Raw genomic sequence first — 23,732 nt, 5'->3', positions numbered from 1 at the left:
TGATATTGGATGTCAGTTGGTGAGCCAACCGATGACTGTGTCTTCGTTGTCGGCCACCCACTGTCGGGCGAAATCAGCCGCTTCGACATTGTCGACAGCCAGCGCCTTGCCCATCGCACTCAGGTCGTCGCCCTGCATCTGGTAGTTGCGGAACAGGGCCGCCACTTCTGGATAGTTTTCCTCCAGTTCCTTGGCGTAGTGCAGATGGAGCGTCGCGCCATTCCATGCCGAAGACGCCTCGGACTTGGCCAGCCAATCCGGGTCATCCGTGGGCTGAACGATGGTCCACGTGGCCGGATCATGCGCGGGTTCTTCCAGAACCGTCAGATCCTGCGTCACAAAGATGTAGTGCGGGCTGTAGCAGAACCCGATCCACGGATCACCCGCCTTGGTCGCATTGGCGAGATTGGCATAGGCAATCGTCTCTTCGTACTCAGTCAGGTCGAAAACCTGGTCATAGCCGTAAGACTTGGCCCGGATCTTCTCGACCACGGTCGAGGCCCAGCCCGGCGCGCCAATCCAGACCTCAGGTGTGCCGTTCCCGTCCGTGTCAAAGATCGCTATCTTGTCGGGATCGCTCAGATCATCAATGGATTTGATGTCGTGCTGTTCGGCAATATAGGTCGGAACACACATACCCTGTTCGGCCTGCACAGGGTTTTCATTCATCACAACCGTGCCGTTATCCTTGACGTATGTGTCATGCAGGTTTTGCTGGTTCGGCATCCAAACCTCGGGATGGACATGCATCGACCCGCTGTCCATAGCCTCAAAAACAATTGGGTTGGTTCCATTCTGCAATTCCACATCAAGGCCAAGGTTTTCCTCGATTACGACCTCAAGGATATGCGCGGTGGCATTTACAGATGCCCAGTTCGGCACACCGATCACGATATCCGCAGCAATGGCGGGACCGGCTGCGACAACTGTCGCGCTTCCCAATAGCGTGGCTAGTTTTTTCATCAGGTATCTCCATGTTGGGCGTTCACGGTGCTGTTTTCTGTCCGGCCCGGGCCGGCGTCGCACTTTGCAAACAGTATCAAAAAGCAGCGGCTTTCCGGTTTTTTGACCAGCGGCTCGCGGTGCCGGGTTGGTCAGAAAAGTCAAGCACGCCTGCGCGCCACCCATCAAGAATTACCTAAGCCAAAACCGCATATGCGAAATTATCATAGATTAGTTTCGGTTTATTGCGATTTGAGGGGCTCAGGTTCAATGACAGTCTGCAGCAGAGCTTCGCCCAAATGGCGCAGACATGTTAATACCCACGCACCTGAACGCCACATATCTGGAAATGGAGACTCTGCCGACATTTGCAGCTTTGGATGTTATGAAAACCTACGATCGAGTCCAATTTCTTAAGGCTTAAAGACCATTTGGGCCGCTTATTCGCAGAGGTAGACTAATGTCGCAGCCTGATATTCATCTTTACACCGCCGGAACGATGAACGGATACAAACCCGTTATTTTTCTGGAAGAGGCAAGTGTTCCCTACGACGTGACGCATATCAACTTCTCAAAGCAGGAACAAAAGACCCCCGAGTATCTGGCGCTGAATCCCAATGGAAAGATTCCCACGATCTTTGACCGGTCAGAAGGGCGCGCTATCTTTGAAAGCGGCGCGATCCTGTGGCATTTGGCCGAGAAATACGGAAAGTTCCTGCCAGCCGATCCGGTCAAACGGTCCGAGGTTATGCAGTGGATGTTCTTTCAGGTGGGCCATATTGGTCCGATGATGGGTCAAGCCATGTATTTTCAGCATATCGCGGCACCGAACGGCCACGTTGAGCCCTTTTCAATCCGCCGCTATGTCGATGAAAGCCGCAGGTTGCTAGAGGTCATGAACACTCGGCTGGAAGGGCGCGACTGGGTCGCCGCGGATGAGTACACGATCGCCGATATGATGCTGTACCCGTGGGCGCGCGCCTATGTCTGGGCCCGGGTCGAGGTCGACGGCCTGCCCCATCTGAGTGCCTGGTTCGACCGGATCGACGCCCGCCCCGCCGTTCAAAAGGCGCTGACGATCCCCAAGGCCAACCCGCAGTTCTGGGACGCGGCAACGGATGCCTCGGCTTTTGCAAAAGAAAACGCCGCGCGCTTTGCCAGCGATGTGAAGTCAGACTCCGACTAGGTGCAGTGCGACAGAATAAACTCGGTCGTCGCACTGGTCAGATCAGGAAAGCGGGACCTTTCGCTGACATACAAATAGACCTGCCGCTGTTCCGGCAGGTCTTCGATCAGGCGAAATGCCGTTGCTTCGGGAATGAAATCGGCAACGGTTTGCGGCAGCACCGTCACCCACCCCCCTGTTCGGACCATCGTGATCAAGGAATGTGTGTTGTGAATGGTGATATCCGCCTGTCCGATCACCTCATGCAAACGCGGCGACTGGATCAAGTCACACAGCGCGTTCCGAATGAACGGCACCGATAGGATATCGTCGATCACCAGAGGGGCTGCTCGCGTCATCAACGGGTGGTCTACGGCAGAGACAAGGCCAAACCTGTCTTCAAACAACGGCAGAGCTGTCACACCATTCAAGGCATGGTAGCCCGAAGCGATGCCGATATCTGCCTTTCCTTCAGCCAGCGCGTCCAGCACTTGCGCAGTGTCCGTATCCCGCAGCTCGACCTTCACGCCCGGAGAGGTCCGCGTCATGTGCTGCAGCACTTTAGGGAACACGATTGCCGCCACCGATGGCACGGATACGATCCGCAACAACCCGTGTTCAGCATCCACAGCGGCTTCAATATCCAGAACCGTCTGATCGAACTGGCGCACTTGTTTCAGACTCAATTCAAACACTTGCTTGCCCAGCGGGGACAGGCGGTTCTTACGCTCACCTTCAAAAAGCTTTTTACCAAGGTGATCTTCAAACTGTTTTAGCGTCATTGAAACGGCGGACTGGGTTCTGCCCAGCCGGTCGGCGGCTTCCATCAGGTTGCCGGTTTGCGCCACGGTGCAAAAGCACCGCAATGTCTCAATCTTGATCGCCATACTTCAGCTTTTCTGAATTTTGTTCAATTTATTTGAGTTTGACTGATACCGCAACAACCCCGCACACTACGCGCGACCAAAATAGGACTCTGGGGCGCATTGTGACCAAATTGAATCTGATTGCCGGCGAATGGCTGGCAGGTGAATCCGAAATCGAGAACCGCAACCCTTCGGACCTGAGCGATCTGGTTGGCACCTTCGCGCAGGCCAGCGCAGATCAGTTGGAGGCCACGCTGGATCAGGCGCGCGCCGCTCAGGTCGAGTGGGCCGCCTACCTTCCCGAGCGCAAGCAGGCGGTTCTGAACGCCATCGGCACCGAACTCATGGCACGGGCCGAGGAACTGGGCACGCTACTGTCGCGCGAAGAGGGTAAACCCCTGGCAGAAGGCAAGGGCGAGGTCTACCGCGCCGGTCAGTTCTTTACCTACTACGCCGCCGAGTGCTTGCGTCAAATCGGCGAGAACGCGGATTCTGTCCGCCCCGGCGTTGAGATTGACGTGCGGCGCGAGGCCGTGGGCATTGTCGCCATCATAAGCCCGTGGAATTTTCCAACCGCGACCGCCTCGTGGAAGATTGCACCGGCGCTGTGCTACGGCAACGCGGTGGTGTGGAAGCCTGCAAACATCACCCCGGCCTCGGCCGTGGCGCTGACCGAGATCATCGCGCGGCAGGACATCCCCAAGGGTCTGTTCAGCCTGGTGATGGGGTCAGGGCGCAGTATCGGCCAACAGCTGGTGGAAAGCCCCAAGGTGAACGCGATCTCTTTCACCGGGTCGGTGCCTGTGGGCAAGGGTATTGCTGCCGCTGCCATTCAGAACCTGACCAAAGTGCAGATGGAGATGGGGTCCAAGAACGCGCTGGCGGTCATGGACGACGCCGATCTGGATCTGGCGGTGACATTGGCGCTGGGAGGCGCATTTGGCGGCACCGGGCAGAAATGCACAGCCTCGTCGCGTCTGGTGGTGCATGCGGGCATCCATGATGCCTTTGTCGAGAAACTGGTCGCCGGGGCGCAGGCCATGAAGGTCGGCCACGCGCTTGAGGACGACACCCAGATGGGGCCGGTCGTCAGTGAGCAGCAGTTGCAAGAGAACCTCGCCTATGTCGAGCTTGGCAAATCCGAAGGCGCGGAACTCGCCAGCGGCGGTGCGCGGCTGCAAATGCCTCATGACGGGTTCTACATGTCGCCCGGAGTGTTCCTGAACACCACCAATACCATGCGCATCAACCGCGAAGAAATGTTCGCCCCCCTGACCAGCGTTATCAAGGTGGACAGCTATGATGAGGCGCTGAGCGTCGTCAATGACACCAATTTCGGTCTGACCTCGGGCATCGTCACCCAAAGCCTTGCCCGCGCCACCCATTTCCGCCGCAACGCGCGCACCGGCGTCGTCACCGTGAACCTGCCCACGGCGGGCACTGATTATCACGTGCCGTTCGGCGGGCGCGGAGACAGCTCATACGGCCCGCGCGAACAGGGCAAAGCGGCGGCGGAATTCTACACCACGGTCAAAACCGCCTATATCAGCGCGGGGACGCCGGACTGATGCGTATCGACGGGCTGCAATACGCCAACTGGTCGGAAAAGATTTTCCGGCAACTGCGCGAAGGTGGCGTGGACGCGATCCATGTCACTATCGCCTATCATGAGAATTTCCGCGAAACCGTTCTGAACTTTGAAAAGTGGAACCGCTGGTTCGAGCAATTCCCGGACCTGATCATGAAGGGCCGCTGGGCCAGCGATATCGACACCGCGCGCGAAACCGGGCGGACGGCGGTGTTTTTCGGCTTTCAGAACCCCTCGCCCATCGAAGACGATATCGGGCTTGTTGAAATCCTGCACGATCTGGGCGCGCGGTTCATGCAGCTCACGTATAACAACCAATCTCTGCTGGCGACCGGGTGTTACGAGGCCGAAGACACCGGCATCACCCGCATGGGCAAGCAGGTCATCAAAGAGATGAACCGCGTGGGCCTTGTGGTCGACATGAGCCATTCGGCCGATCGTTCCACCATCGAGGCCGCTGAATTGTCCGAGCGCCCAATCGCCATCACGCATGCCAACCCCCATGGCTGGGCCCCTGCCCTGCGCAACAAGCGCGACGCGGTAATCCGGGCCGTAACAGAAAACGGTGGGATGCTGGGCTTTTCGGTCTACCCTCATCACCTGAAGGACAAATCCGCCTGCACAGTGGAAAGCTTTTGCAAGATGATCGCCCGCACTGCCGACAGATATGGCGTTCAGCATCTGGGGATTGGCACCGATCTGTGTCAGGACCAGCCTGACAGCGTGGTTGAATGGATGCGCGTGGGGCGTTGGACCAAAGAGATCGACTATGGCGAAGGCTCGGCCTCGGCCCCCGGCTTTCCGCCGATGCCCGGCTGGTTTAAGGACAACCGCGATTTCGGAAATATCGAGGCCGGGCTGCGCGCGGTTGGTATGAACGAAGATGAGATTTCGGGTATCATGGGCGGGAATTGGTACCGCTTTTTCGACCAGAATTTCGGACCGCAGGGAAAATGAACGAAACCGGCCGCCATATCGCCCGCAGAGACCCCGCTCAGGTCATGCGCCTGTCGCGGTTGGGGTCCCTGCACCAATGCCGCCTCAGCTTTATGCGACAGTTGACGCGACGCATGGCGCACGAGCATTGGACCTTTACCCGACCTGTTTTTGACATCGACGCAAATGGGGTCGGCCACGCCGTCTATACTGCACAAGGCCCGGACGATGCCTATTCGCTGGTCGCGTTCGCACACGACCTGCCGCCCGAACAACGCTCTGACAGGGTGATTGCTGAAGCCTGGGATGCCACTTTCACGCTGTTCGACGGAGTTCCGACCGCGCAGGATATCGAACGCCTTGCCCAGAATGTTCCCTTGCAAGAGGCTGGCCGTGTCAGTGAACACGAGCTGTCACTGTCGCGCGCGAACCGCTCTGTGCGCTTGTGGGCGCATGTCGTCGATAGACTGGCCGATGGGCAACAACCGGACCTCGATCAAATTTACGACGTCGGCTACCTGATGCGCACGACGGCCGTGTATGGGTCAGGCAAATTCGGCGCGGCGGACCGGGAAAAGACCGCTGACCGCCCGGAATTGAACGCCCCATTCCAGACCGAAATGCTATCGGTCTACCTGACCCGCACATTCGTCCGCGATCTGGTTCAGCACATGGCCCGCGTCAAAGGCGGAGAGAAAACAGCCGATCTGGACCCTGCCATCGCCCGCTGGCTGGGCATCGGCAATTCGACGGGGCTGGGTATGGCACCGTTTATCGTGAACCATCCGATCCTGTTCAACAACTGGATCATGGTACGCGAAGAAGCAATCTCGCGCGTGCGGTCATTGCCCAGAGCCTCTGACGCGGAAATCGCGCAATTCCAGAGCATTTTTGACCGCAGCAAATTGTCGATGTCGTGGTGGCAATCCGAGCATCCTGTCCAAATCAGAAAGCTGGCGGCTTTGACGTCCGACCTTCAGGCAATCTCGAACCATCTGGACGGGGATGTCCTGACGCAGAACAACCCGTGGGACCGCCTGATCTTGTGGGCTGAGGGCGCGCTGAGCGAGGAAGGTCAGGAACTTCTCGCGTCGCTGGTGCTCGAGCCATATGGCGATCTGGTGGACGGGTTGGCAAGTTGCATGGCCGACAGCAACCCAAATGCGCAAGTCATCGACGGTGCGATGTCGGTGTCCGAGGTGCGCGATCTGATCCTGAACAACTTTGAATGGGCGCTTGATCTGGATTGGGCGGCCGAGCCGAATTGCGCCCGCGCCTGGTATGTGTCCGAGGAAAAGCTGGAACCCAGATTGGGCGAACGGTTTGAAGAGCCTATCGCCGAATACGAACAACCCTTAGCCCCCGCGCGGGACTCTGCCGCGGCGTATAAGGTGCTTACTGACTGGCGCGACGATACCCCGGTCCGCGACTTCTTGTTGCAGCACCCCGAACATCGGCACACCATCCGGCGCGCACAGATCGGACGTGTCGCCCCTTACGGAGAAATCCACGACAACACGATCAGCGCCGATGTCATGCCCATCGACATGCTGCGCGCCAAGCTCTCGTTTTTTGGCGCGACGCACTTCGATCCGCGTTCCGATCGCTGGGTTCGGATCTGCATGTATGCGGGCGCGCCCTACCCCGAAGAACTGTCTGAAGACACGGCGGACACTTGGGTTTACCCGGAGCCTGCAGCATGAGCTTTTCGCTAAACGAAATTGAAGCGACCGCCAAACGTGCCGCCCGTGGCGCAGGTTATACTTGGGGTCATGCGGAGGAGGCAGGAAAGGCGACCCGCTGGCTCTGCGCGCATGGGTTGGACGGCGTAGAGGCGCTTGCATCCTTGCTGCACCGGAATCTGGCACAAGCGCCTGAAAAACACGCCCCCTGTATTTCAGGCGAAACATGGACCGGAACGGATGTGCTGTGTCCGCTTGCCACAGGCTGTACGCTTTCTGACAGCGCAGAAATATTGGGGGCAGCACCCGTCACGCTAACCAATGTGACTGCTCCCACATTGCTGCTGCCATTCGCATCCAACGCAGCACGTTTATTGAACCGAGGCGTCGCGATCACGATCGACGGCGCAGAGGCGCAAACAGATGGGCTGGCCCTGCAACTGTCCGGGGCGATACCGGATCAGGCCCATACCGTTACTGTGCGGTTAGCAGAGGTTGCGCCGCCGACCCAACGGCAGCAGTCACGCGCAACACCTGATCCTGCGGCTTGGTCCGTCCTGACCCGCTTTGCCCACTTCACCTATGCCCCCGCGACCGAAGAATCCCGCCTGCGCGGTGCCGGAGCGGGCCTGTCCGACAACGATTAGTGAGATTGAAATGGTTGAAACCCGCACCCTGACCCTGACCGAAATCGAAGACCTCGCCTTTCGGGCACTTGTGGCCGCCGGTACGAGCGAGGCCAACGCGCGCCCTCTAGCCGTTGCCACAGCCGCAACCGAGGCGGACGGCGTCGCCAGCCACGGCCTCGCCTACATCCCGATCTATTGCGAGCATGTTCAGTGCGGCAAGGTCGATGGAATGGCCGAGCCGGTTCTGTCGCGTCCTCGGCCCGGTGTGGTCACAGTCGATGCCGCCACCGGTTTTGCGCATCCAGCCATCGACGCCGGGTTTGACGCGCTGATCCCTGCCGCGCGCGAACAGGGCATCGCAGCGCTTGCCATCCGCAACAGCTATAACTGCGGCGTTCTCGGCTATCATACATATCGCCTTGCACAGGCCGGGCTGGTCGGTTTGGGCTTTACCAATGCACCAGCATCCATCGCGCCGTCGGGTGGCTCCAAGCCCGTGGTTGGAACCAACCCGTTCTCGATCGCCGCCTCCGGCACGGATGGCCAACCTGCACTTCTGATCGACCAGAGCGCCAGCACCATCGCCAAAAGCGAAGTCATGAAACACGCCCGTGAAGGAAAACCCATTCCTGTTGACTGGGCACTGGACGCTGACGGAAATCCCACGACCGACCCGAATGTCGGTCTGAAAGGATCAATGGCACCTTCAGGGGGCTACAAGGGCGTCGGCGTCGCGTTGCTTACGGAAATCATGGCCGCCGCTTTGACAGGGGCGACTTTGGGCCTGAACGCGTCACCCTTTTCCGGAACCGCCGGAGGGCCGCCCAGGACGGGGCAGTTCTTTATAGCAATAGACCCTTCGACCACGTCCGAGGACGCGTTTGCCTCAGGTATCGGAGAGCTCGTGTCTGCGATCCGTTCACAAGACGGGGCGCACCTGCCAGGCGACGGTCGACGCGCAAAACGGATAGCTGCAGAGGAAGACGGAGTCGCCGTAAACCTTGCTACCCTCGAAAAGATCGCGACAATTTTGGACTAACTGTCCCATTGGCGCTGACGTCGCGCGAAGGCGGTCGCGCAACGAGTGACGGAAGCTGTGCATAGTGCAACCAACCGGAACCATCGACTTGAGCCACTTGTTTAGCGCTGCACTAGCCGAGTTCGCGTTTGTTTGACCCGAGTTGTTGTAACGAGGGAAAGCGTGTGTTTTGCTGGTCGCTGTATCGTGGATGCGTTTTGCTGCCCACAGAGCCGCACCAACGAGCGGAACCTCACGCGCACTGCCCAAGTTCTTGAGCCTACGCCAAGGGTGTTCTCTTATGATTACCCTTGGATGCTCTCCGCCGATCTCGAGATCATCCAGCGTTAGACCTGCAGCCTCCGCAAGCCTCATCCCCGTATCAGATACGAGCGCGACCATCCATCGAAGCTCGTCATCAAGCTGTTGGCATTCCCATTGCACCGCGCGAACTGCATCGGTGGACAAGGGTTCACGCTCCTGAACCCCAGCTTGGCGGTCGAAATAGACTCCGCCGAAAGGGTTCGTGAACGAGATACCTATCTCGCTGGCGGCGAAATTCGTAACGGAGCGAACTGTCCCGAAGATGCGTGTGATGCTGCTGCCCGAAAGTCCACGCTCTATCAATGCATCACGGAAGGCATTAGCGTCTCGCTTCGTATATGCCCGAAGGTCCTTATCACCAGCGACATCGACCACGTAGCCACAGCTCCGCTCAGCGGCTCGATGGAAGGTGGTTGGTCGCCCCATTCCTTTTAGCTTTAGGTAGACCGCGACTGCCTCTGATAGCGTTAAGGAGTAAGACGTAGCGATTGGCGACGTTTCAACTACCGCGCTCTGAACTTTGCGAAGCCGGTGATTACCCGGCAACTCAGCGTCCTTGCACCGCAGGTAGTACCAGTGCTCATCAAGTTGATCCGCAGCTCGCTTCGCCCGTACCGCCGCAACCCGCACTAACCGCGTTCGCAAGGAAAACGCGATCTTCTTCGTATTGTAATGATCCAAAAGGTCCGCTGGGACCCGCCTCTCGAAGTAATAAATGCCGTTCTTGGTGAACGAATAAGGCACCGATTTGTCATACGCCATGTCCTACGCCCTCGCAGTCTCCACAAGAAAACTGATGGCGAACAACAGGTTATGACTAAAAGTGGTGCCCGGGGGCGGAATCGAACCACCGACACGAGGATTTTCAATCCACTGCTCTACCCCTGAGCTACCCGGGCACGGGAACGGCGACTGCCGTTGGGTGGGGGCGTTCTATGACTTGCCACTGGCAGTGTCCAGAGCCTTTTTCACATTTTTTCAATGTGGACGTTGCAGCCCTTTATCTTCTGACGGCATGTCCGTTTCGACATCCTCTTCGCGTTGGGACGGAACGGAATATGAGCCATTCAGCCACTTGGCCAAATCAATATCCGCGCAACGTTTTGAACAGAACGGACGAAACTTCGTAGCGGTGTCTTCTCCGCAGATCGGGCAACTCACTTCAACACCTCCGACAGAGGGATTCGGCCCCGTTTGCGCTGCAGCTCGAAATGCCCAAGCGGGGTCCAACCCGCCAATGTTGTCTCGATCGGGTCGGTCTTGAAAGCAGCACGCAGAGCCGATTCAAAACCGCGGCGATCTTTCTTGGGCATGGGGGCCAGATCCAAGGTGATTTGCCCGCCCAGACCGCGCACACGTAGCGCACGGGCCAACCCCTTGGCACAGGCGAAGTTGGCCTTGGTTCCTGCCGCCAGCGACGTGTCAGCCCCTGTATTTACATCTACGGCGACCAAGGCGCGGGTTGGCTGAATATAGAGATGACCGCCCCCGGGCAACGGCTCGGAAATCCCTCGGGCAACATCCAGAGCGTCAAGCACCCCGTGCGTATCGAAGCCGCCAGCCTGCGTCACGACCTCGGCCGGATCCGTCCAGTCGCGCCATGCAAGAACATGTGGCCCATCGCCCTCCAACAGGCGTTCCGGCTCGGTCCCAGGATCGTTTATGACCTCATCTGCATTGGCCAACATCGCGTTGATATCCTCGGCGATCTCACCTGCATCTTCCCCGACACAGCACGACCGCAGAATCAATCCGTAGGAACTGCCATCCATACACTCATGAGCGATTTCCAGAAGGCGGTCACGCTCATCCTCGTCCCGGATAGAACGCGAGATGTTCAGCCCCGGAGCGTCGGGCGTCACGATCGCATAGCGGCTTTTGAACAGCACCCGATCCGTGACCGATAACGCCTTGCCCGGCTCGGCATAGCCGGTCACCTGAACCAGCATCAAGGCACCGGGTGACAAGCCTTTGACCTGACGCAGAAAAGCGGGTCCGTCCGGTGTTGTCAGGAACATACCGCCTTGCCCTTTGACCGGACGGTCTGCGCGGGCGCGATATATTGTTCCGGGCACAGGCGCGTTCCCTGCGATCAGGAAATCGTCAAGTTTTCCGTCGACCATCAACGCCGCGGCTTCGCGGTTGTCGATGTGGTCCAATACGATGGTGCGGCCTTTCATGATGCCTCACGATATAGGGGGTAGCCGATGCCTTGCAGCAATGCGGCGGTTTCAGACAGTGGCAAGCCGACGATACCTGTGAAGGAACCGGAAATCCAAGGAATGAACGCGCCTGCTGGTCCTTGAATCGCGTAAGCACCCGCCTTGCCCTGCCAATCGCCGGTTGCCAGATATGCGTTGATCTCAACGTCGGACAGGCGCTTGACCTTGACCTGAGAGACCACATCGCGCTGTAGCACACGCTCGCCACGCCGAACCGCGACCGAGGTGATCACCCGATGGCGACGCCCGGACAAAGCGTGAAGAAATTCGGCCGCCTGCCCTGCGTTCTCGGGCTTGCCCAATATCCGGCGCCCCAGCGCAACCGTGGTATCGGCGCAGAGGGTGATATCATCACTATCCGCCTGAACCGCCTGCACTTTTGCCCGCGTGATGCGGTTGCAATACGGGACGGGCAATTCGCCCTTCAGGGGCGTTTCGTCGATATCTGGGGCGCGGATGGCATCGGGCTGCACACCAAGCTGGGCCAGCAGGTCCAGCCGCCTTGGGCTGCCCGATCCTAAAATAAACGCCATTGGGTAGGGCGTTACTTGAAGCGGTAGTTGATCCGACCCTTGGTCAGATCATAGGGGGTCATCTCGACCTGAACCTTGTCGCCGGCCAGAACACGGATGCGGTTCTTGCGCATCTTGCCTGCCGTATGTGCGATGATCTCATGGCCGTTTTCCAGCTCGACCCGAAACGTCGCATTAGGCAGGAGTTCCTTCACGACACCGGGAAATTCGAGCGTATCTTCCTTGGCCATGTTGTCTCCATCATTACGTTGCACTCGCAGAATCTGCGAGGATGTGCGCCTAAATGAGCCTATTTTGGGCTTATTTCAAGGCCGGAATCACTAAAGACGGGATAATGTGACCGATTCGACTCGGGAAGTCTGCTCGTCCCAATGGCTGCGGTTCAGCACATGGCCGTCCGCACGAACCGTCGCGATGGCGTCAAGGTCGATTTCCGCGAAGGTCCAGCCGGGCTGATTTAGCGCACCTTCTGCCAGCACACCTGTTGCGGGGAACCCCTTGTCAGGCGGGCCAAAAATGCCGCCGGTGCCGGTGTTCATGTCCACAGCTTCGGACCAGTCATTGTTTCCCACGAGGGAAGCCATCACCGTAACACATTGATTTTCCAAGGCTCTGGACATCGCGCCGATGCGTACACGCCAATAGCCGGACAATGCCTCGGTGCAGGATGGTACAAGGATCAGGTCCGCGTCGCTCAGCGCGCGACCCAGCAAGGGGAATTCGCTGTCATAGCAGATCAGCACGCCGATCTTACCCAGCGCGGTATCGAACAGCTTGAGGGGGCCGCCGGGGGCGATGTCCCATTCCTCGCGCTCGAACCGGGTCATGATCTGTTTGTCTTGATGATCCTGCCTGCCATCGGGTGTATAAAGCGCTGCTCGGTTCACCGGGCGGCCCGGACCGTCCACAACCGGGGCTGACGCGCCCAGAATATAGGCCTTATACTCCCGTGCCAGCCGCTGGTGCAGGGTGCGCACATCCTCCATCCGGTCGGATACTGCGTGGATTGACCGCTCCAAATCGCCCGCAACCTCAGCCCCATCCAGCGTCGACAATTCCATCGCGCCGTATTCGGGAAAAACCAGCAACTCGGCCCCCTGCCCGACCGCATCGCGGACCCAGCGTTCCAACTTGTCCTCATATTGTGCCCAGCTATCGAGCCAATCGAGGTTATAGGCGGCGGTTGCGACTTTCATTTGCGGGCGGATCCTTTGGGCCAATTTGCGCGACTTTAGTCAGTTGCGCCTCGATCTGTACAGTCTCATTGCAACCGCAGCGACATATCCACAACCGGGTCCCATTGGGGCGAAAAAGTAAGGGGCATTGAGTATTCGGCCCCACGTCCGCGCCACCGGATTCGGAGGAAGCCCTCAGTTTTGCTATAATTTCCTGAATGGGAGGAGGAGTGTTATGGCAAATGCGTTTTCATATGCTTGTCGCGACTGTGAAGGCATGGAGGCTTGCCCCGCGAGCGTAGTGGCAGAAACCAAAGAAGAAGTTTGGAAGCTAATGGAGCTTCATGCGCAAGTCGCGCACGGCGAAAATCCGGGCGACTGGGATAGCCAAACGCGGGAATACTTAGGGACCTTGATCAAGCCCGTGAGCGTCTGATTAGCCGGAATACGCAGCAGGATAGCCGCTCGAAAAGCATATCAGGGCTGGTCTACAAGTCTCTGATCCAGAATTGCAGCGGCTTCGGTGTCTCAGCGTCCTGCCCGATGTCTTTCCACGAAAACTGAGCGATCGCTCCGGGCAGAGGCACATATCCCCGCGCGCGCCAAAACTCGTCCAGCGGTCGGTAGTTACCGGGCCGCATCGGATGATCCGACGGGCGCTGCACCCCGCAGAAAGCGCATTTTTTGAAGCCCTGCACACGGGCATGCGCCTCACGCAGATCGAAGAACTTATGACCAACACCCTGCCCCCGGTAGTCCGAGAGCAAAACGGATTCCGCACAATAGAAGATTTGCGACAGGTCCAGACCTGTGCCCTCAAAAGCCGCCGCAAAATCTTCGGAATGGTCGGTCAAAGGGGCACCGGTGGACGCGCCGATCAGTCGATCGCCATCAAAGGCACCTACGACGATGGCCTTTTCGCTATCACGGTAGGATTGCAGGTATTTCCGTTCGTAATCCAGATCGCCGTCATACAGGTACGGCCACGCCCGAAACACCTCGATCCGCAGGCGGGCAACGTCGTCCAGGGCAGCCTCAAGCGCCGCTCCGGTCAGAGGGCGGACGGCTGTAACCTCAGCCATTCGAGACCTGTTTGGTCCAGTCGGCGAGGTTGTAGAAGGTCGTGACGCGGGTGATTTTTCCGTCCTTCAGGTCAAAGAATGACCCGGCGGGTAGACGATAGGTCTGGCCGTGCGCATCGGGCAACCCTTCGTCGGTTTCCAGATAGGTGCCGTTCACGGTGAACTCGGCCGCGGCGCGGGTGCTATTTTCGGCGTCAAACACCACGATATCGGTCAGATTTTCACGGTAGCAGCGGTTCATATGGGCGCAGAAGGCTGCGAACTTTTCTTTGCCAACACGAATTTGGCCTTCGTTCACATGGTGGGCCACGTCGTCGGAGAGGCAAGCCAGCATGCCCTCGACATCACCTGCATTGAAGGCATCGAAATAGGTTTTGACGGTCTCGTTCATGATCACTCCGTAGGCTCGCCCCAGCGGTCTTTCAGATGCTTGATGATCTGATCGCGGGTCTGTCGGTAGTGATGTAGCTTTTCTTCGCGGCTCTCGCCCAGTCCAGTAGGGTCCATTATTGGCCAATAATCGACATCCAGGTGGAAAATCCGTGTTAGTTCCAGCGCCCGGCGCTGGCTGGCGGGCGACAGGGCGACGATCAGGTCAAACGAGCTGAGGTCATCGCCCCATTCCTGCATCTCATCGAACGAGCGCGAGCGATGGCGGGACAGCTCGACTCCGATTTCCTGACACACTGCGATGCAGAAACCGTCGATTTCCAGATCGTTGTGAACCCCGGCGGACTGGACATACGTGCCAGTGCCGTAGAACTTTTTCATGATGCCTTCGGCCATCGGTGACCGAACCGAATTATGGTCGCAACAGAACAGGATGGACTGCGGCAGAGGCGTCACCCGTCACCCCCCAAAATGCAGCACGCAGATCAGCGTGAACAAGCGGCGGGCCGTGTCGGTATCAACTTCGGCCTTCCCTTCCAGCCGCTCCTGCAGGACCCGGCTGCCTTCGTTGTGGATGCCGCGCCGGGCCATGTCGATGGTTTCAATCTGACTGGGCGGCAGGGACTTCACAGCGTCGAAATAGCTTTCGCAAATCTGGAAGTAATCCTTCACCACCTGCTTGAACGGTCCCAGCGAAAGATGGAACTCGGCCGCTTTCTCCTCGGCCTCTGTCGCGATATCGAACACCAGCCGTTTGTCGCGGATCGACAACTGCACATGGTAGGGGCCATCCGGCACCGCCCTGTCCTCACGCTTGGGCAGGACAAACGAGTTGTCTTCCAACAGGTCATAGATCGCGACCTTGCGCTCCTGCTCGATCTCAGGGGTCGGCGGAGGCAGGTTTCGGTCGTCCAGTTCTATATGCGAAATGCGGGTCATGTGCGTGCAGTCCGTTCAGGTCGGATCAGGCTTATCGCAACAAAAATAATTGGACAACGCGGGAATGGGCCAAATCGGATACTCCGCTGGGTTAATTCCGTGCTTTTGCAGCAAATGTTCGACCAGAGCACCCTTTTTGACGTGCCCTATCACTGCGAACAGGCCGCGAAACCATGAACCGTGGAGGAACGGCAGTAAGCTCTCCACGAGCAGCTGCCATTTCCATCACACCATTTCCTGCGGTTGCCGCGGGGAAAGAGATACTGGCTCTTTGTCTCCAGTGGCCGCAGCGCGTAGATATCCGCGTCACCCCAGACGTCATCATTCTTCTGCAATAGCTTCAGCCGAAACAGATCTGCATGAACCGCCACGGACCGGTTGATCGGGTCGCGGTAAATTTCAGGCACAGGTGTTCCAGAAAGCAGAATCGACGCCCGACCCAAAGAGTTGCCACACGTTCCAACTATGATTTCTTGGTGCCTGACACCCAGCTCCAGGCCGCCGCAGATCAGAGGCGCGATTCAAGACCCGTCAAACCAACTGATGCAGCGGCAGGCAGACAGAGACCCCAAAGCCATAGAGGGCTCACTCGTTCAATCTTTTCAGCCGAGCTGTAACAGACAGTCCGTGCGCCTCAAGACTTTCTGAACTGGCCAACTGCTCGGCCGCGGGGCCAATCGCCCGCAGAGCCTCGGGTGTCATGTGGCTAAGCGTCGTGCGCTTGAGGAAATCCATCACACTCAGACCCGAAGAAAAGCGGGCTGAACGTGCTGTGGGCAACACATGGTTGGGACCCCCAACGTAGTCCCCGATTGCTTCGGGAGTGTACTGGCCCAAAAAGATTGCACCTGCGTGAATGGTTGTCTGGCTAAGCGACAAAGGATCGGCCACGCAAAGCTCCAGGTGCTCGGGCGCGATACGGTTGGACAGGGCAGCAGCCTCGCCCAAATCACGCACCGTGACGATGGCCCCAAAGTCGCGCCAGCTTGCCCCCGCAATCGCGCGGCGTTGCAGGGTTTCAAGACGCTTTTCCACCGCTTCTGCCACGGCTTGACCAAAGGCGGCGTCATCTGTGATCAGAATCGACTGCGCACTTTCGTCGTGTTCGGCTTGACTGAGAAGGTCCAACGCAATCCAGTCAGGGTCGTTGTCCTTGTCAGCTATGACCAAAATCTCGGACGGGCCCGCGATCATGTCGATGCCCACCTTGCCGAACACTCGGCGTTTTGCTGCGGCGACGAAAGCGTTTCCCGGCCCGGTTATCTTGTCCACTGGGGCAATCGTGTCCGTTCCAAAAGCCAGCGCCGCGATCGCCTGCGCTCCACCGATGCGATAAATCTCGTCCACGCCCGAAAGTTGCGCTGCCAGCAAGACCAGCGGGTTCACCTGACCGTCCGGCGTTGGCACGGCAATCGCCAACCTCTCAACCCCGGCCACTTTTGCCGGGATAGCGTTCATCAGCACCGAAGACGGATATGAGGCCAAACCGCCCGGAACATACAAACCGGCCGCCGAAACTGCGGACCAACGCCAGCCCAGTGTCGCGCCGGTTTCCTCGACCCATTGATGGTCAGAGGGCATCTGTTTTTCGTGATACACACGGATGCGATCTGCCGCCAGCTCAAGCGCGGCTCGATCCTCGGGCGAAACTTGCGCGACCGCGTCTGCGATTTCTGCCGGGGAAAACGCCAAAGTGTCAGGCGTAAGGTCCAGCCTGTCGAATTTGGCCGTCAGCTCAATGACTGCCGCATCGCCACGAAGGCGCACCTCATCAATAATCTGCGCCACAACAGCGTCCACGTCCGGGCTGTCCTCGCGCTTGGCGGACAACAGGGTTTTGAACGCAGTCTCGAAATCAGACGAAGTCGTATCTAGAAAAACGGGCATATTGTGCTCTCCGGGGCGTTTCACCGGGACATATCGCCCGGATGGTCCAGCCTCAACCCTTCCGCGACCAGGTGCAGCGATTTGCGCATGGGGAAATGAGACATACCGATCAAATTGCCGGAACGAGACAGAAAACCGTTGATCTGAAACACGTCAAACACGGTCGCAAGCCGCAAGTCCCAACCCGAGGGCAGGCTTATAAAAGCCCGAGCTACGCCGCGTTTATTCCGGATGATGCGGTGCCTGACCGGACGGAGCCTGATACGGACGGGTGACATCTTTCAGGGTGGCGTCCAGCGCTTCGACCGTCAGGCGAATTGCACCATCGCCGGCCAAAGTCAGCATGACCTGCCCCGCCCCGTCATCGGCTGGCTCGAAATCGACCGACAGCAGAGACATGACCATGTCCTTGTCGCTTCGGTCTATGCCCTGGCTGGCAACCGAAAGAACCGAGTCGAAAACCAGTACTGACTGCACCCGCTCGAATGGGCGATCCCGCATGGCCGCAGCGTCCTTGTCCTCCCACCGAAAACGGTTGAGCAGCAGGCCGAAACGACGCTCGGAGGGGCGCCAGGTCATTTCCGTGATCGGAAATACTGCGTCCTGCGTAAGCGTCGAAATCACCTGAAGATCATCGGTGTCTTCAGCCCCCAGATTCAGCGGGGCTTCGCGTCCATCGTGAAAACTTGCGTCTGTCATTGGCCCTTGATCCGTTCAATTTTGGCACCCACGCCTTCCAGCTTGCGCACCACATGCTCATAACCGCGATCCAGATGATAGACCCGACTTACGGTCGTTTCACCTTCTGCAGCCAACCCAGCCAGAATCAGCGAAACCGACGCACGCAGATCGGTCGCCATGACCGGCGCTCCTTTCAGACGCTCGACACCTGTTACGGTCGCCGTGCCGCCGTGCACTTCGATATTCGCACCCATGCGCACCAATTCCGGGGCGTGCATAAAGCGATTCTCGAAGATACGCTCCTCTAGAACCGAGACTCCGTCCGCGGTGCACATCAGTGCCATCATCTGCGCCTGCAGGTCTGTCGGGAATCCGGGGAAGGGTTCCGTGACCACATCCACGGCGCTGACCCGTCCATTCTTACGCGCGACTTTCAAGCCCTTGTCGGTTTCAGTGACATTTACACCTGCCGCATCCAGTTTCGCCGCGAAGCTTTCGACCAGAGACATACGACCTCCCAGCAGTTCGACCTCACCCCCGCAAATGGCCGGAGCCAGCATGTAGGTGCCCAGTTCAATCCGGTCGGTCACAACCTGATGAGTCGCGCCGTGCAGACGATCGACGCCCTGAATCTCGATGGTCGAGGTGCCCTCACCGGCAATCTGCGCACCCATCTTGCGCAGGCATTCCACCAGATCGACGATCTCGGGCTCGCGCGCGGCGTTTTTCAGAACCGTGGTGCCCTTGGCCAGCGTGGCGGCCATAACGATGTTCTCGGTCGCACCAACGGATGCAAAACGCATCTCATGCACCGCGCCTTTCAGCCCACCGGGTGCCTTGGCATGCAGATACCCGTCTTTCAGTTCAATCTCTGCGCCCAGCGCCTCAAGCCCTTCGACATGCAGGTCCATGGGCCGCGCACCGATCGCGCAGCCGCCGGGAAGCGAGACCACAGCCTCGCCAAACCGCGCCAGCAGTGGACCCAGCACCAGATTCGAGGCCCGCATCTTGCGCACGATCTCATAGTCCGCCGTGTGGCTGGTCAGGTCATGGCTGGACATCGCCAGCACCTGCCCGTCCTGCAGCGACGATACCTCGGCCCCCAGCGATTGCAGCAGGGCGGACATGGTCTTGATGTCGCTCAGCCGTGGCGCATTGGTCAGCGTCAGCGGTTCATCGCTTAACAGCGTGGCCGGCATCAAGGTCAGGCACGCATTCTTGGCCCCCGCAATCGGTATCTGACCATTCAGCGGCCCATTGCCTGTCACCAGAATCGAATCCATTTGCTCTTATCCCTCGTCCTTGCCGGTCTTGTCCTCAGATGCCGCGCGCGCCTTGGCCTGCGCCTTGCGCCGCGCCATATTCGCCTTGAGCGCTGCCTTGAGCCGCTCTTCGCGTGCATCACCGGATTTGCCGTGTTTTTTAGGTGTATTTCTGTCTGCCATTGTCTTTCTCTACAGGAGGTGAAAAAAACCGTCCAGACACCCTTGCGCACCGTTTCGTTTGAGTCTAATCACCCGCCCACAGCGCTGCTGTAGCTCAGAGGTAGAGCACTCCCTTGGTAAGGGAGAGGTCGAGAGTTCAATTCTCTCCAGCAGCACCATCTTTTCAGTGACTTAGCCCCCATTACCGCAAATCACGCCTTGCCCCGTGGCGCACATGTGGCGCACCAAAACCCCAAACAGGCGCTATCCCAGCCGCTTTAGGCGTTGCTGGTACGGGCGACCGTCCTGCGCCAACTGCGTGGCCCCTCATTCCTGCAGACAGGCGACGGACAGGGGGGCAGGCCAGAACCCGCTAAAGCACAGGAAAATCCCAGTGCTGAGGCGTTTTCCGAGCGATTTCAGACAGGCGCAGGCTTTTTGCGGTACGTTTTCGACCCAGATCCTTAGCGTGCAGCCCCTACCTTAAGGCTGTCAGCGCGTGCAGTATTCCGCCCAGACACAGGGAGAAAACGCATGACTATATCCACACATGCCGAATACCTGACCGCCCAGAAGCGTCTGCGATCGCTCAGAGGGACAGAGCGCGCAGAGCTGGCAAAGGCAATCACCGACTGGAAAGAGGCAGCGTCACGCGCACGATCGGTCAACTCTGGCACGGCACCGGTTGAGGCTGGCCAGAGGCACAACTGCGCGAAACTCATACAGGTGGGCATGTCCAATCCGTATGGCCTCCAGCCCCGTGCAAACCGTAAAGCGGTATGGTCTGCGCACGTCACCTGAGCAGCGTCTATGGCTGTCGGTCCTGCTGGCGCAGATATCAGCAGCGCAGGGATGGGGCTTGGGCGTGGCTCCAAAGTCTCGGCGGGCGATCGTGCAGGCAGAGGCGAAGAAGTGGCTCAAGTCCAGAGATGCGCGTTTGGTCGCTGGCTATGCTGAGGTAAGCCTGACCCGTCTGCAGCGCTTTGCCCGGCGGACTGAACGTCAGGGTTGGGGAGGGCAGAAACCCCGCATGGCAGCGTGACGCCTGAGCGCATAACTTAGGACGCGCCTAATATTATCCGCTCTGTTCCCTCTGTCGTGCTACCCTACGCCTGCAGGCCGCGCTGCAATACTGGGCTGTGGCACGCACGATCGGAAACGCTTCACCGCAGCAGGGGCAGGTTCTGATGCGCTGCCCGTTTGCCTGCCCCTCACGCAATCGATGCTGGGCTGTCTCTTTTTTTTCCTTCGCCGCGTGCCAGTGATCCGCCAGGGCTTGCGCTGATCCATTGCGCTTAATCGCCCGTCGCATACAAGCCTCTGAGCAAACGCTGACCAGATTGATGCGATCGTGACGCCAAGGATGCAGACGCCGGGATTGCAGGGGCATACCCAAGATCCAGCGGTAATCAGGGTTGTCCCGTCGCAATTGCAGAGACAGCGGGTGCGGATCCGGATTGCAGCGCCCGCCACACACGGCGCATTGCTTGGGTTCTGTCATGGTGGTTTCCTCCGTCATCCGGTCCGCGCAGAGCTGGGTGTTTGCCTGTCTATAGGTAAACCCCATCGCAGGGCGTTCCGGCGCTGTGTGAGGCCAACCGCGCAGCTCGTCAAACACCTCTCTCTAATGCTCTGCGCTGAGCTGCTCCATCGTGATCCCCGACTTCATCAGCACCAGCTTGCCCGACTGATCCCGCGCAGCCGCAAGCATCGGCACCTCTGCAGCACTGATCAAAGCGCTGGCCCGAGCCATGTGGTCCTCTGCAGCGCAGGATGCAGCAACCACGGCCCCGGCCAGCAGGTCCGCAACATGATCGGTCATGCCACGGACCCTCAATCACTGGCGCTCCGTCAGGCCCGCCGCCCTCTGCAACAGGGTTCCGCTTGCCCCTTGCGCGTGCAGGGGCGCTCTGAGATTGATCCAGAGGCATTTCCGCCTGCTGGCGTGCTGCCTGCTGCTTGGCCTTCCACCGTTCCCGGTTGGCCCGCACATTTTCGGCAGTATCCAGAATTGCGATGTCCTGCGCGCTGCTCACGCTCAGGTATGAATTGTGCTCATGGGTTTCCAAAGACAGCGCCCCCGATACCGTGACCGGAACGCCCCGTACCAGATGTTCCGCCAGCGCCTGAGCGCATTTGCCCCAGAGACTGCACCCGACAATCTGTGCGTCATCGCCCCGGCCAGCCGATACGCTGAAATTGCACAATTCGGAATTGCCCACCTTGGTGAGTTTAGCGCCCTTTTATACACGTCCTGAAATTGTGATGCTCAGCATCTGTCTGTTCCCCTAGTGCTCAGCTGTAGATCGTGATGCCGCCGGAGCCGCGCAGAATTCGTGCCATTGACGGATTGTCCCGTTCCATCTTGTCAGCCATTGCGCGGGTTTCGTCAGCGGTGAAACGCATAAATTCCTCGCCGCCGCTGGCTTCCCAGTCCCGTGTTTGGGCGGCGAATGTGGCGGTGAAACACTCATACAGATCGTCAAAGCCGGAATATCTCAGGTCAGTGCAGCCCCAACTGCTTCCGTCGGTGACCTTCATCAGCTCGTCTTGCGCTTCTGCGCTTGGGTTCCACGTGTATAGAAATTTCCCCATCGTTTTGTCTCCTGTGATGGTTGGTTGGTAGTTCTGGTCCGTAATCGGGATTTCCTCCGTTTGACGTTTGCGATGGTCTATTTTTTTCCTCCCCGCCCAGACACACAGCCGTTCTGCCCGTGGCAGCGTTGCATCGGCCTGTGGTGAGCGTGGGGGATACAAGGGCGATGTTGCGCCCGTGGGCTCTGGTGCGTCAGTGCTGAGACAGCACAGCGGGTGCGGATGGCGTTGCGCATCATCGGCCACCGATCGGACAGCTGATATGATGCGCAGGGCAATCCACACGTCCTGCGTTTCCCCAGCATCAGCGCAAACGGCGACACAGGGACAGGCGCCAAGGATGGAAAGACAGCGGGTGCCACATGCAGGGTGCAGCGCTGGGGTGATTGGAGAGGGCGTCACTCTGACCACCACGGGACAGGATCCCAAGCAGCGCCGGACAGGTCGATTTGATCCGCGCGTGAGGCGTCAGTTTCTGCCGCGCGCCCCCCCCGTATACCGTTAGCCGCCCCATTTTGAGGCGGAGTCGCGCCGTACTCCGCCCCATTTTGTAATTCGTCTCCGCCCCATTTTGAGGCGGAGTTCACGTTGCCTTCCGCCTGACCATCAGGCGGAGTAGAACCAGACGCGCAGTCCTCATCATCCGTCAGGTCAAACGCGTTAGGCCCGAAATCATAGACCGCAGCCCGCCGGGGTGCCGCAGGCTCAACCACGCAAATCAGATCCAGCGCCAACAATTCATTTAGCGCGCGATCGGCTGTGGCATTGGAAGTCCCCAGCGCATTGGCGATCGTGTCCCGCCCCTTACGTCTACGCCCTCATTGAACATGTCGACCGCGTAAACGATATCAAGATCGCCATCTTCGAGCGCCTTCAACGCGCTAGCACGCGGGGCTGATTTTTCGCCCGAATGGACCGCCACGGCCCGCAAGCCGCGTTCCCGCGAGAACTCGGCCATGAAGTCCGCGTGGCGGCGGGAAACACAAAAGCCAATCTATGCGTGTCAGTACACGGCACCGCACGAGTTCGATCTAAACCTGCCGAAAGCTCTGGCCGAAGTGCGGCGGGACTGGAGATCATTTCCACCGGCACCAAACCCGCCAAGTTCCAAAGACGCAATCCCAGTCCATTTCTGGTTTACCCGCCACATTCCTCGTATTCCGACTACTGGTTCGATCCATCCCTGATCTCCGCCCAATGTAGGTGGATTTCTCGGTCCCGGGGTAGTTAGGTCAATTTCCTGACGAATGGAGTTGTACCTCAGACCGCCTTGGAGATCGATTGCATATCGCTGGCTCCTGCTACCGTACACGCCATTTGCAACACGGTAAGCCCCCAGCACACCAAACCATTTTTGACGAACGTCGACGTTAATCCCGGCACCGAGAGGGCCAGGCAATGTGGTATCCTGTTCGATCCCCACATAATTCGCATCAACGATGATCCCAAAATCCCCGTTCCAAGCCTCGTACCGGCCGGCTGCCGCGAAATCGAGCACATCCAGGACGTCACCAAGGTCCAGATCCAATTCCGCGGATTGTCCAGCCACGGTTGACGTACCTGTGGTTCTTAGGGGTGTGAACAGATAGAATGAGGCTCCATGCCGCCAGCCTGTTTCGTTTTGACCTGGCGCAGGTAGAGACTGAGCGCGGGA

The 23,732-nt window shown here is 58.7% G+C and carries 31 protein-coding genes and 2 tRNA genes; 10 read left to right on the top strand and 23 right to left on the bottom strand.

What is annotated here, in order from left to right:
- Nucleotides 1-12: 12 nt before the first annotated feature.
- Nucleotides 13-963 carry an ABC transporter substrate-binding protein gene (locus ACR0B7_RS19075; RefSeq protein WP_170385689.1) on the bottom strand — a complete coding sequence of 317 codons (951 nt, stop codon included), beginning with the start codon at nucleotides 961-963 and terminating at the stop codon, nucleotides 13-15.
- 439 nt (nucleotides 964-1,402) lie between these two features.
- On the opposite strand from ACR0B7_RS19075, the gene ACR0B7_RS19070 reads away from it, so the two are divergent.
- Entirely contained in the window at nucleotides 1,403-2,128 is a 726-nt protein-coding gene (locus ACR0B7_RS19070; protein WP_170486313.1) for a glutathione binding-like protein, read from the top strand.
- Here ACR0B7_RS19070 and ACR0B7_RS19065 read toward each other — a convergent pair.
- Nucleotides 2,125-2,994, bottom strand: a complete 870-nt coding sequence (locus ACR0B7_RS19065) for a LysR family transcriptional regulator (protein WP_170486314.1) — start codon at nucleotides 2,992-2,994, stop codon at nucleotides 2,125-2,127. The genes ACR0B7_RS19070 and ACR0B7_RS19065 overlap by 4 nt on opposite strands.
- A gap of 101 nt (nucleotides 2,995-3,095) precedes the next feature.
- Between ACR0B7_RS19065 and ACR0B7_RS19060 the strand changes: the two genes are divergently transcribed.
- The 5 genes from ACR0B7_RS19060 to ACR0B7_RS19040 are packed head-to-tail and all read left to right on the top strand — an operon-like array spanning nucleotide 3,096 to nucleotide 8,847.
- Nucleotides 3,096-4,541 carry an aldehyde dehydrogenase family protein gene (locus tag ACR0B7_RS19060; RefSeq protein ID WP_170486315.1) on the top strand — a complete coding sequence of 482 codons (1,446 nt, stop codon included), beginning with the start codon at nucleotides 3,096-3,098 and terminating at the stop codon, nucleotides 4,539-4,541.
- Nucleotides 4,541-5,518: a membrane dipeptidase gene (locus tag ACR0B7_RS19055; protein ID WP_170486316.1), complete on the top strand. Its 978-nt coding sequence runs from the start codon at nucleotides 4,541-4,543 to the stop codon at nucleotides 5,516-5,518. The genes ACR0B7_RS19060 and ACR0B7_RS19055 overlap by 1 nt, the downstream gene beginning before the upstream one ends.
- Nucleotides 5,515-7,200, top strand: a complete 1,686-nt coding sequence (locus tag ACR0B7_RS19050; RefSeq protein WP_170486317.1) for a hypothetical protein — start codon at nucleotides 5,515-5,517, stop codon at nucleotides 7,198-7,200. Before ACR0B7_RS19055 ends, ACR0B7_RS19050 begins: the two co-directional genes overlap by 4 nt.
- Nucleotides 7,197-7,826 (top strand): DUF3726 domain-containing protein, encoded by a 630-nt coding sequence (locus tag ACR0B7_RS19045; protein WP_170486318.1) that lies wholly within the window; start codon nucleotides 7,197-7,199, stop codon nucleotides 7,824-7,826. The genes ACR0B7_RS19050 and ACR0B7_RS19045 overlap by 4 nt, the downstream gene beginning before the upstream one ends.
- A gap of 10 nt (nucleotides 7,827-7,836) precedes the next feature.
- The gene (locus tag ACR0B7_RS19040; RefSeq protein ID WP_170486319.1) at nucleotides 7,837-8,847 is read left to right on the top strand and encodes an Ldh family oxidoreductase; all 1,011 of its coding nucleotides are present in this window, start codon (nucleotides 7,837-7,839) and stop codon (nucleotides 8,845-8,847) included.
- Here ACR0B7_RS19040 and ACR0B7_RS19035 read toward each other — a convergent pair.
- The 7 genes from ACR0B7_RS19035 to ACR0B7_RS19005 form a co-directional block, all read right to left on the bottom strand.
- The gene (locus ACR0B7_RS19035; protein WP_170576988.1) at nucleotides 8,728-9,912 is read right to left on the bottom strand and encodes a DUF6538 domain-containing protein; all 1,185 of its coding nucleotides are present in this window, start codon (nucleotides 9,910-9,912) and stop codon (nucleotides 8,728-8,730) included. The two genes, ACR0B7_RS19040 and ACR0B7_RS19035, sit on opposite strands and share 120 nt — an antisense overlap.
- A gap of 62 nt (nucleotides 9,913-9,974) precedes the next feature.
- A tRNA-Phe gene (locus ACR0B7_RS19030) sits at nucleotides 9,975-10,049 on the bottom strand.
- Between the two features lie 79 nt (nucleotides 10,050-10,128).
- Nucleotides 10,129-10,311, bottom strand: a complete 183-nt coding sequence (locus ACR0B7_RS19025) for a DNA gyrase inhibitor YacG (RefSeq protein WP_170486320.1) — start codon at nucleotides 10,309-10,311, stop codon at nucleotides 10,129-10,131.
- Nucleotides 10,308-11,330: a ribonuclease E/G gene (locus tag ACR0B7_RS19020; protein ID WP_170576962.1), complete on the bottom strand. Its 1,023-nt coding sequence runs from the start codon at nucleotides 11,328-11,330 to the stop codon at nucleotides 10,308-10,310. The genes ACR0B7_RS19025 and ACR0B7_RS19020 overlap by 4 nt, the downstream gene beginning before the upstream one ends.
- On the bottom strand, nucleotides 11,327-11,905 hold the full coding sequence (locus ACR0B7_RS19015) for a Maf family protein (protein WP_170486322.1): 579 nt from the start codon (nucleotides 11,903-11,905) through the stop codon (nucleotides 11,327-11,329). Before ACR0B7_RS19015 ends, ACR0B7_RS19020 begins: the two co-directional genes overlap by 4 nt.
- 11 nt (nucleotides 11,906-11,916) lie before the next feature.
- Nucleotides 11,917-12,135, bottom strand: coding sequence for a translation initiation factor IF-1 (gene infA / locus ACR0B7_RS19010; RefSeq protein WP_005978431.1), 219 nt, complete (start codon nucleotides 12,133-12,135; stop codon nucleotides 11,917-11,919).
- Between the two features lie 90 nt (nucleotides 12,136-12,225).
- A complete protein-coding gene (locus ACR0B7_RS19005) occupies nucleotides 12,226-13,101 on the bottom strand; it encodes a carbon-nitrogen hydrolase family protein (protein ID WP_170486323.1) in 876 nt (291 codons plus the stop codon).
- Nucleotides 13,102-13,315: 214 nt separating this feature from the next.
- On the opposite strand from ACR0B7_RS19005, the gene ACR0B7_RS19000 reads away from it, so the two are divergent.
- Nucleotides 13,316-13,516 carry a DUF1059 domain-containing protein gene (locus ACR0B7_RS19000; protein ID WP_170385525.1) on the top strand — a complete coding sequence of 67 codons (201 nt, stop codon included), beginning with the start codon at nucleotides 13,316-13,318 and terminating at the stop codon, nucleotides 13,514-13,516.
- 52 nt (nucleotides 13,517-13,568) lie between these two features.
- Here the strand turns inward: ACR0B7_RS19000 and ACR0B7_RS18995 are convergent, their stop codons facing one another.
- The 9 genes from ACR0B7_RS18995 to ACR0B7_RS18955 all read right to left on the bottom strand — a co-directional run bounded on the left by ACR0B7_RS18995 (nucleotide 13,569) and on the right by ACR0B7_RS18955 (nucleotide 19,504).
- Nucleotides 13,569-14,162 (bottom strand): GNAT family N-acetyltransferase, encoded by a 594-nt coding sequence (locus tag ACR0B7_RS18995; protein ID WP_170486324.1) that lies wholly within the window; start codon nucleotides 14,160-14,162, stop codon nucleotides 13,569-13,571.
- Complete coding sequence (locus tag ACR0B7_RS18990; protein WP_170486325.1) at nucleotides 14,155-14,553, bottom strand: ketosteroid isomerase-related protein; 399 nt, start codon at nucleotides 14,551-14,553, stop codon at nucleotides 14,155-14,157. The genes ACR0B7_RS18995 and ACR0B7_RS18990 overlap by 8 nt, the downstream gene beginning before the upstream one ends.
- Before the next feature lie 2 nt (nucleotides 14,554-14,555).
- Nucleotides 14,556-15,008, bottom strand: a complete 453-nt coding sequence (locus tag ACR0B7_RS18985) for an arsenate-mycothiol transferase ArsC (protein WP_170411792.1) — start codon at nucleotides 15,006-15,008, stop codon at nucleotides 14,556-14,558.
- Nucleotides 15,009-15,011: 3 nt separating this feature from the next.
- Nucleotides 15,012-15,491 carry a UPF0262 family protein gene (locus ACR0B7_RS18980; protein WP_170385513.1) on the bottom strand — a complete coding sequence of 160 codons (480 nt, stop codon included), beginning with the start codon at nucleotides 15,489-15,491 and terminating at the stop codon, nucleotides 15,012-15,014.
- A 585-nt stretch (nucleotides 15,492-16,076) separates the two neighbouring features.
- Nucleotides 16,077-17,378, bottom strand: coding sequence for a histidinol dehydrogenase (gene hisD, locus ACR0B7_RS18975; RefSeq protein ID WP_170486326.1), 1,302 nt, complete (start codon nucleotides 17,376-17,378; stop codon nucleotides 16,077-16,079).
- A 20-nt stretch (nucleotides 17,379-17,398) separates the two neighbouring features.
- The gene (locus ACR0B7_RS18970; RefSeq protein WP_170486327.1) at nucleotides 17,399-17,554 is read right to left on the bottom strand and encodes a hypothetical protein; all 156 of its coding nucleotides are present in this window, start codon (nucleotides 17,552-17,554) and stop codon (nucleotides 17,399-17,401) included.
- Between the two features lie 46 nt (nucleotides 17,555-17,600).
- Nucleotides 17,601-18,077 (bottom strand): DUF2948 family protein, encoded by a 477-nt coding sequence (locus tag ACR0B7_RS18965; RefSeq protein WP_170411804.1) that lies wholly within the window; start codon nucleotides 18,075-18,077, stop codon nucleotides 17,601-17,603.
- The gene (murA, locus tag ACR0B7_RS18960) at nucleotides 18,074-19,342 is read right to left on the bottom strand and encodes a UDP-N-acetylglucosamine 1-carboxyvinyltransferase (protein WP_170486328.1); all 1,269 of its coding nucleotides are present in this window, start codon (nucleotides 19,340-19,342) and stop codon (nucleotides 18,074-18,076) included. Before murA ends, ACR0B7_RS18965 begins: the two co-directional genes overlap by 4 nt.
- A 6-nt stretch (nucleotides 19,343-19,348) precedes the next feature.
- The gene (locus ACR0B7_RS18955; RefSeq protein ID WP_170411807.1) at nucleotides 19,349-19,504 is read right to left on the bottom strand and encodes a hypothetical protein; all 156 of its coding nucleotides are present in this window, start codon (nucleotides 19,502-19,504) and stop codon (nucleotides 19,349-19,351) included.
- An 83-nt stretch (nucleotides 19,505-19,587) separates the two neighbouring features.
- On the opposite strand from ACR0B7_RS18955, the gene ACR0B7_RS18950 reads away from it, so the two are divergent.
- The 3 genes from ACR0B7_RS18950 (at nucleotide 19,588) to ACR0B7_RS18940 (ending at nucleotide 20,525) form a co-directional block, all read left to right on the top strand.
- Nucleotides 19,588-19,662 (top strand) — tRNA-Thr (locus tag ACR0B7_RS18950).
- Between the two features lie 355 nt (nucleotides 19,663-20,017).
- A complete protein-coding gene (locus tag ACR0B7_RS18945) occupies nucleotides 20,018-20,284 on the top strand; it encodes a hypothetical protein (protein ID WP_170576961.1) in 267 nt (88 codons plus the stop codon).
- Nucleotides 20,244-20,525 (top strand): hypothetical protein, encoded by a 282-nt coding sequence (locus ACR0B7_RS18940; RefSeq protein WP_170804178.1) that lies wholly within the window; start codon nucleotides 20,244-20,246, stop codon nucleotides 20,523-20,525. The genes ACR0B7_RS18945 and ACR0B7_RS18940 overlap by 41 nt, the downstream gene beginning before the upstream one ends.
- Before the next feature lie 582 nt (nucleotides 20,526-21,107).
- Here ACR0B7_RS18940 and ACR0B7_RS18935 read toward each other — a convergent pair.
- The 5 genes from ACR0B7_RS18935 to ACR0B7_RS18915 form a co-directional block, all read right to left on the bottom strand.
- Nucleotides 21,108-21,305, bottom strand: a complete 198-nt coding sequence (locus tag ACR0B7_RS18935) for a hypothetical protein (protein ID WP_170576959.1) — start codon at nucleotides 21,303-21,305, stop codon at nucleotides 21,108-21,110.
- 473 nt (nucleotides 21,306-21,778) lie between these two features.
- Nucleotides 21,779-22,078: a hypothetical protein gene (locus ACR0B7_RS18930; RefSeq protein WP_170576958.1), complete on the bottom strand. Its 300-nt coding sequence runs from the start codon at nucleotides 22,076-22,078 to the stop codon at nucleotides 21,779-21,781.
- 398 nt (nucleotides 22,079-22,476) lie between these two features.
- A complete protein-coding gene (locus tag ACR0B7_RS18925) occupies nucleotides 22,477-22,812 on the bottom strand; it encodes a hypothetical protein (RefSeq protein WP_480682204.1) in 336 nt (111 codons plus the stop codon).
- Between the two features lie 8 nt (nucleotides 22,813-22,820).
- Nucleotides 22,821-23,072 (bottom strand): helicase-related protein, encoded by a 252-nt coding sequence (locus ACR0B7_RS18920; protein ID WP_480682263.1) that lies wholly within the window; start codon nucleotides 23,070-23,072, stop codon nucleotides 22,821-22,823.
- Between the two features lie 9 nt (nucleotides 23,073-23,081).
- Nucleotides 23,082-23,627, bottom strand: a complete 546-nt coding sequence (locus tag ACR0B7_RS18915) for a hypothetical protein (protein WP_170576956.1) — start codon at nucleotides 23,625-23,627, stop codon at nucleotides 23,082-23,084.
- Between the last annotated feature and the right edge of the window lie 105 nt (nucleotides 23,628-23,732).

It is taken from the genome of Ruegeria sp. BB6, assembly GCF_056539385.1.
Note: the sequence above shows the minus strand (reverse complement) of the source record. Positions and strands in the feature narration are given on the sequence as shown.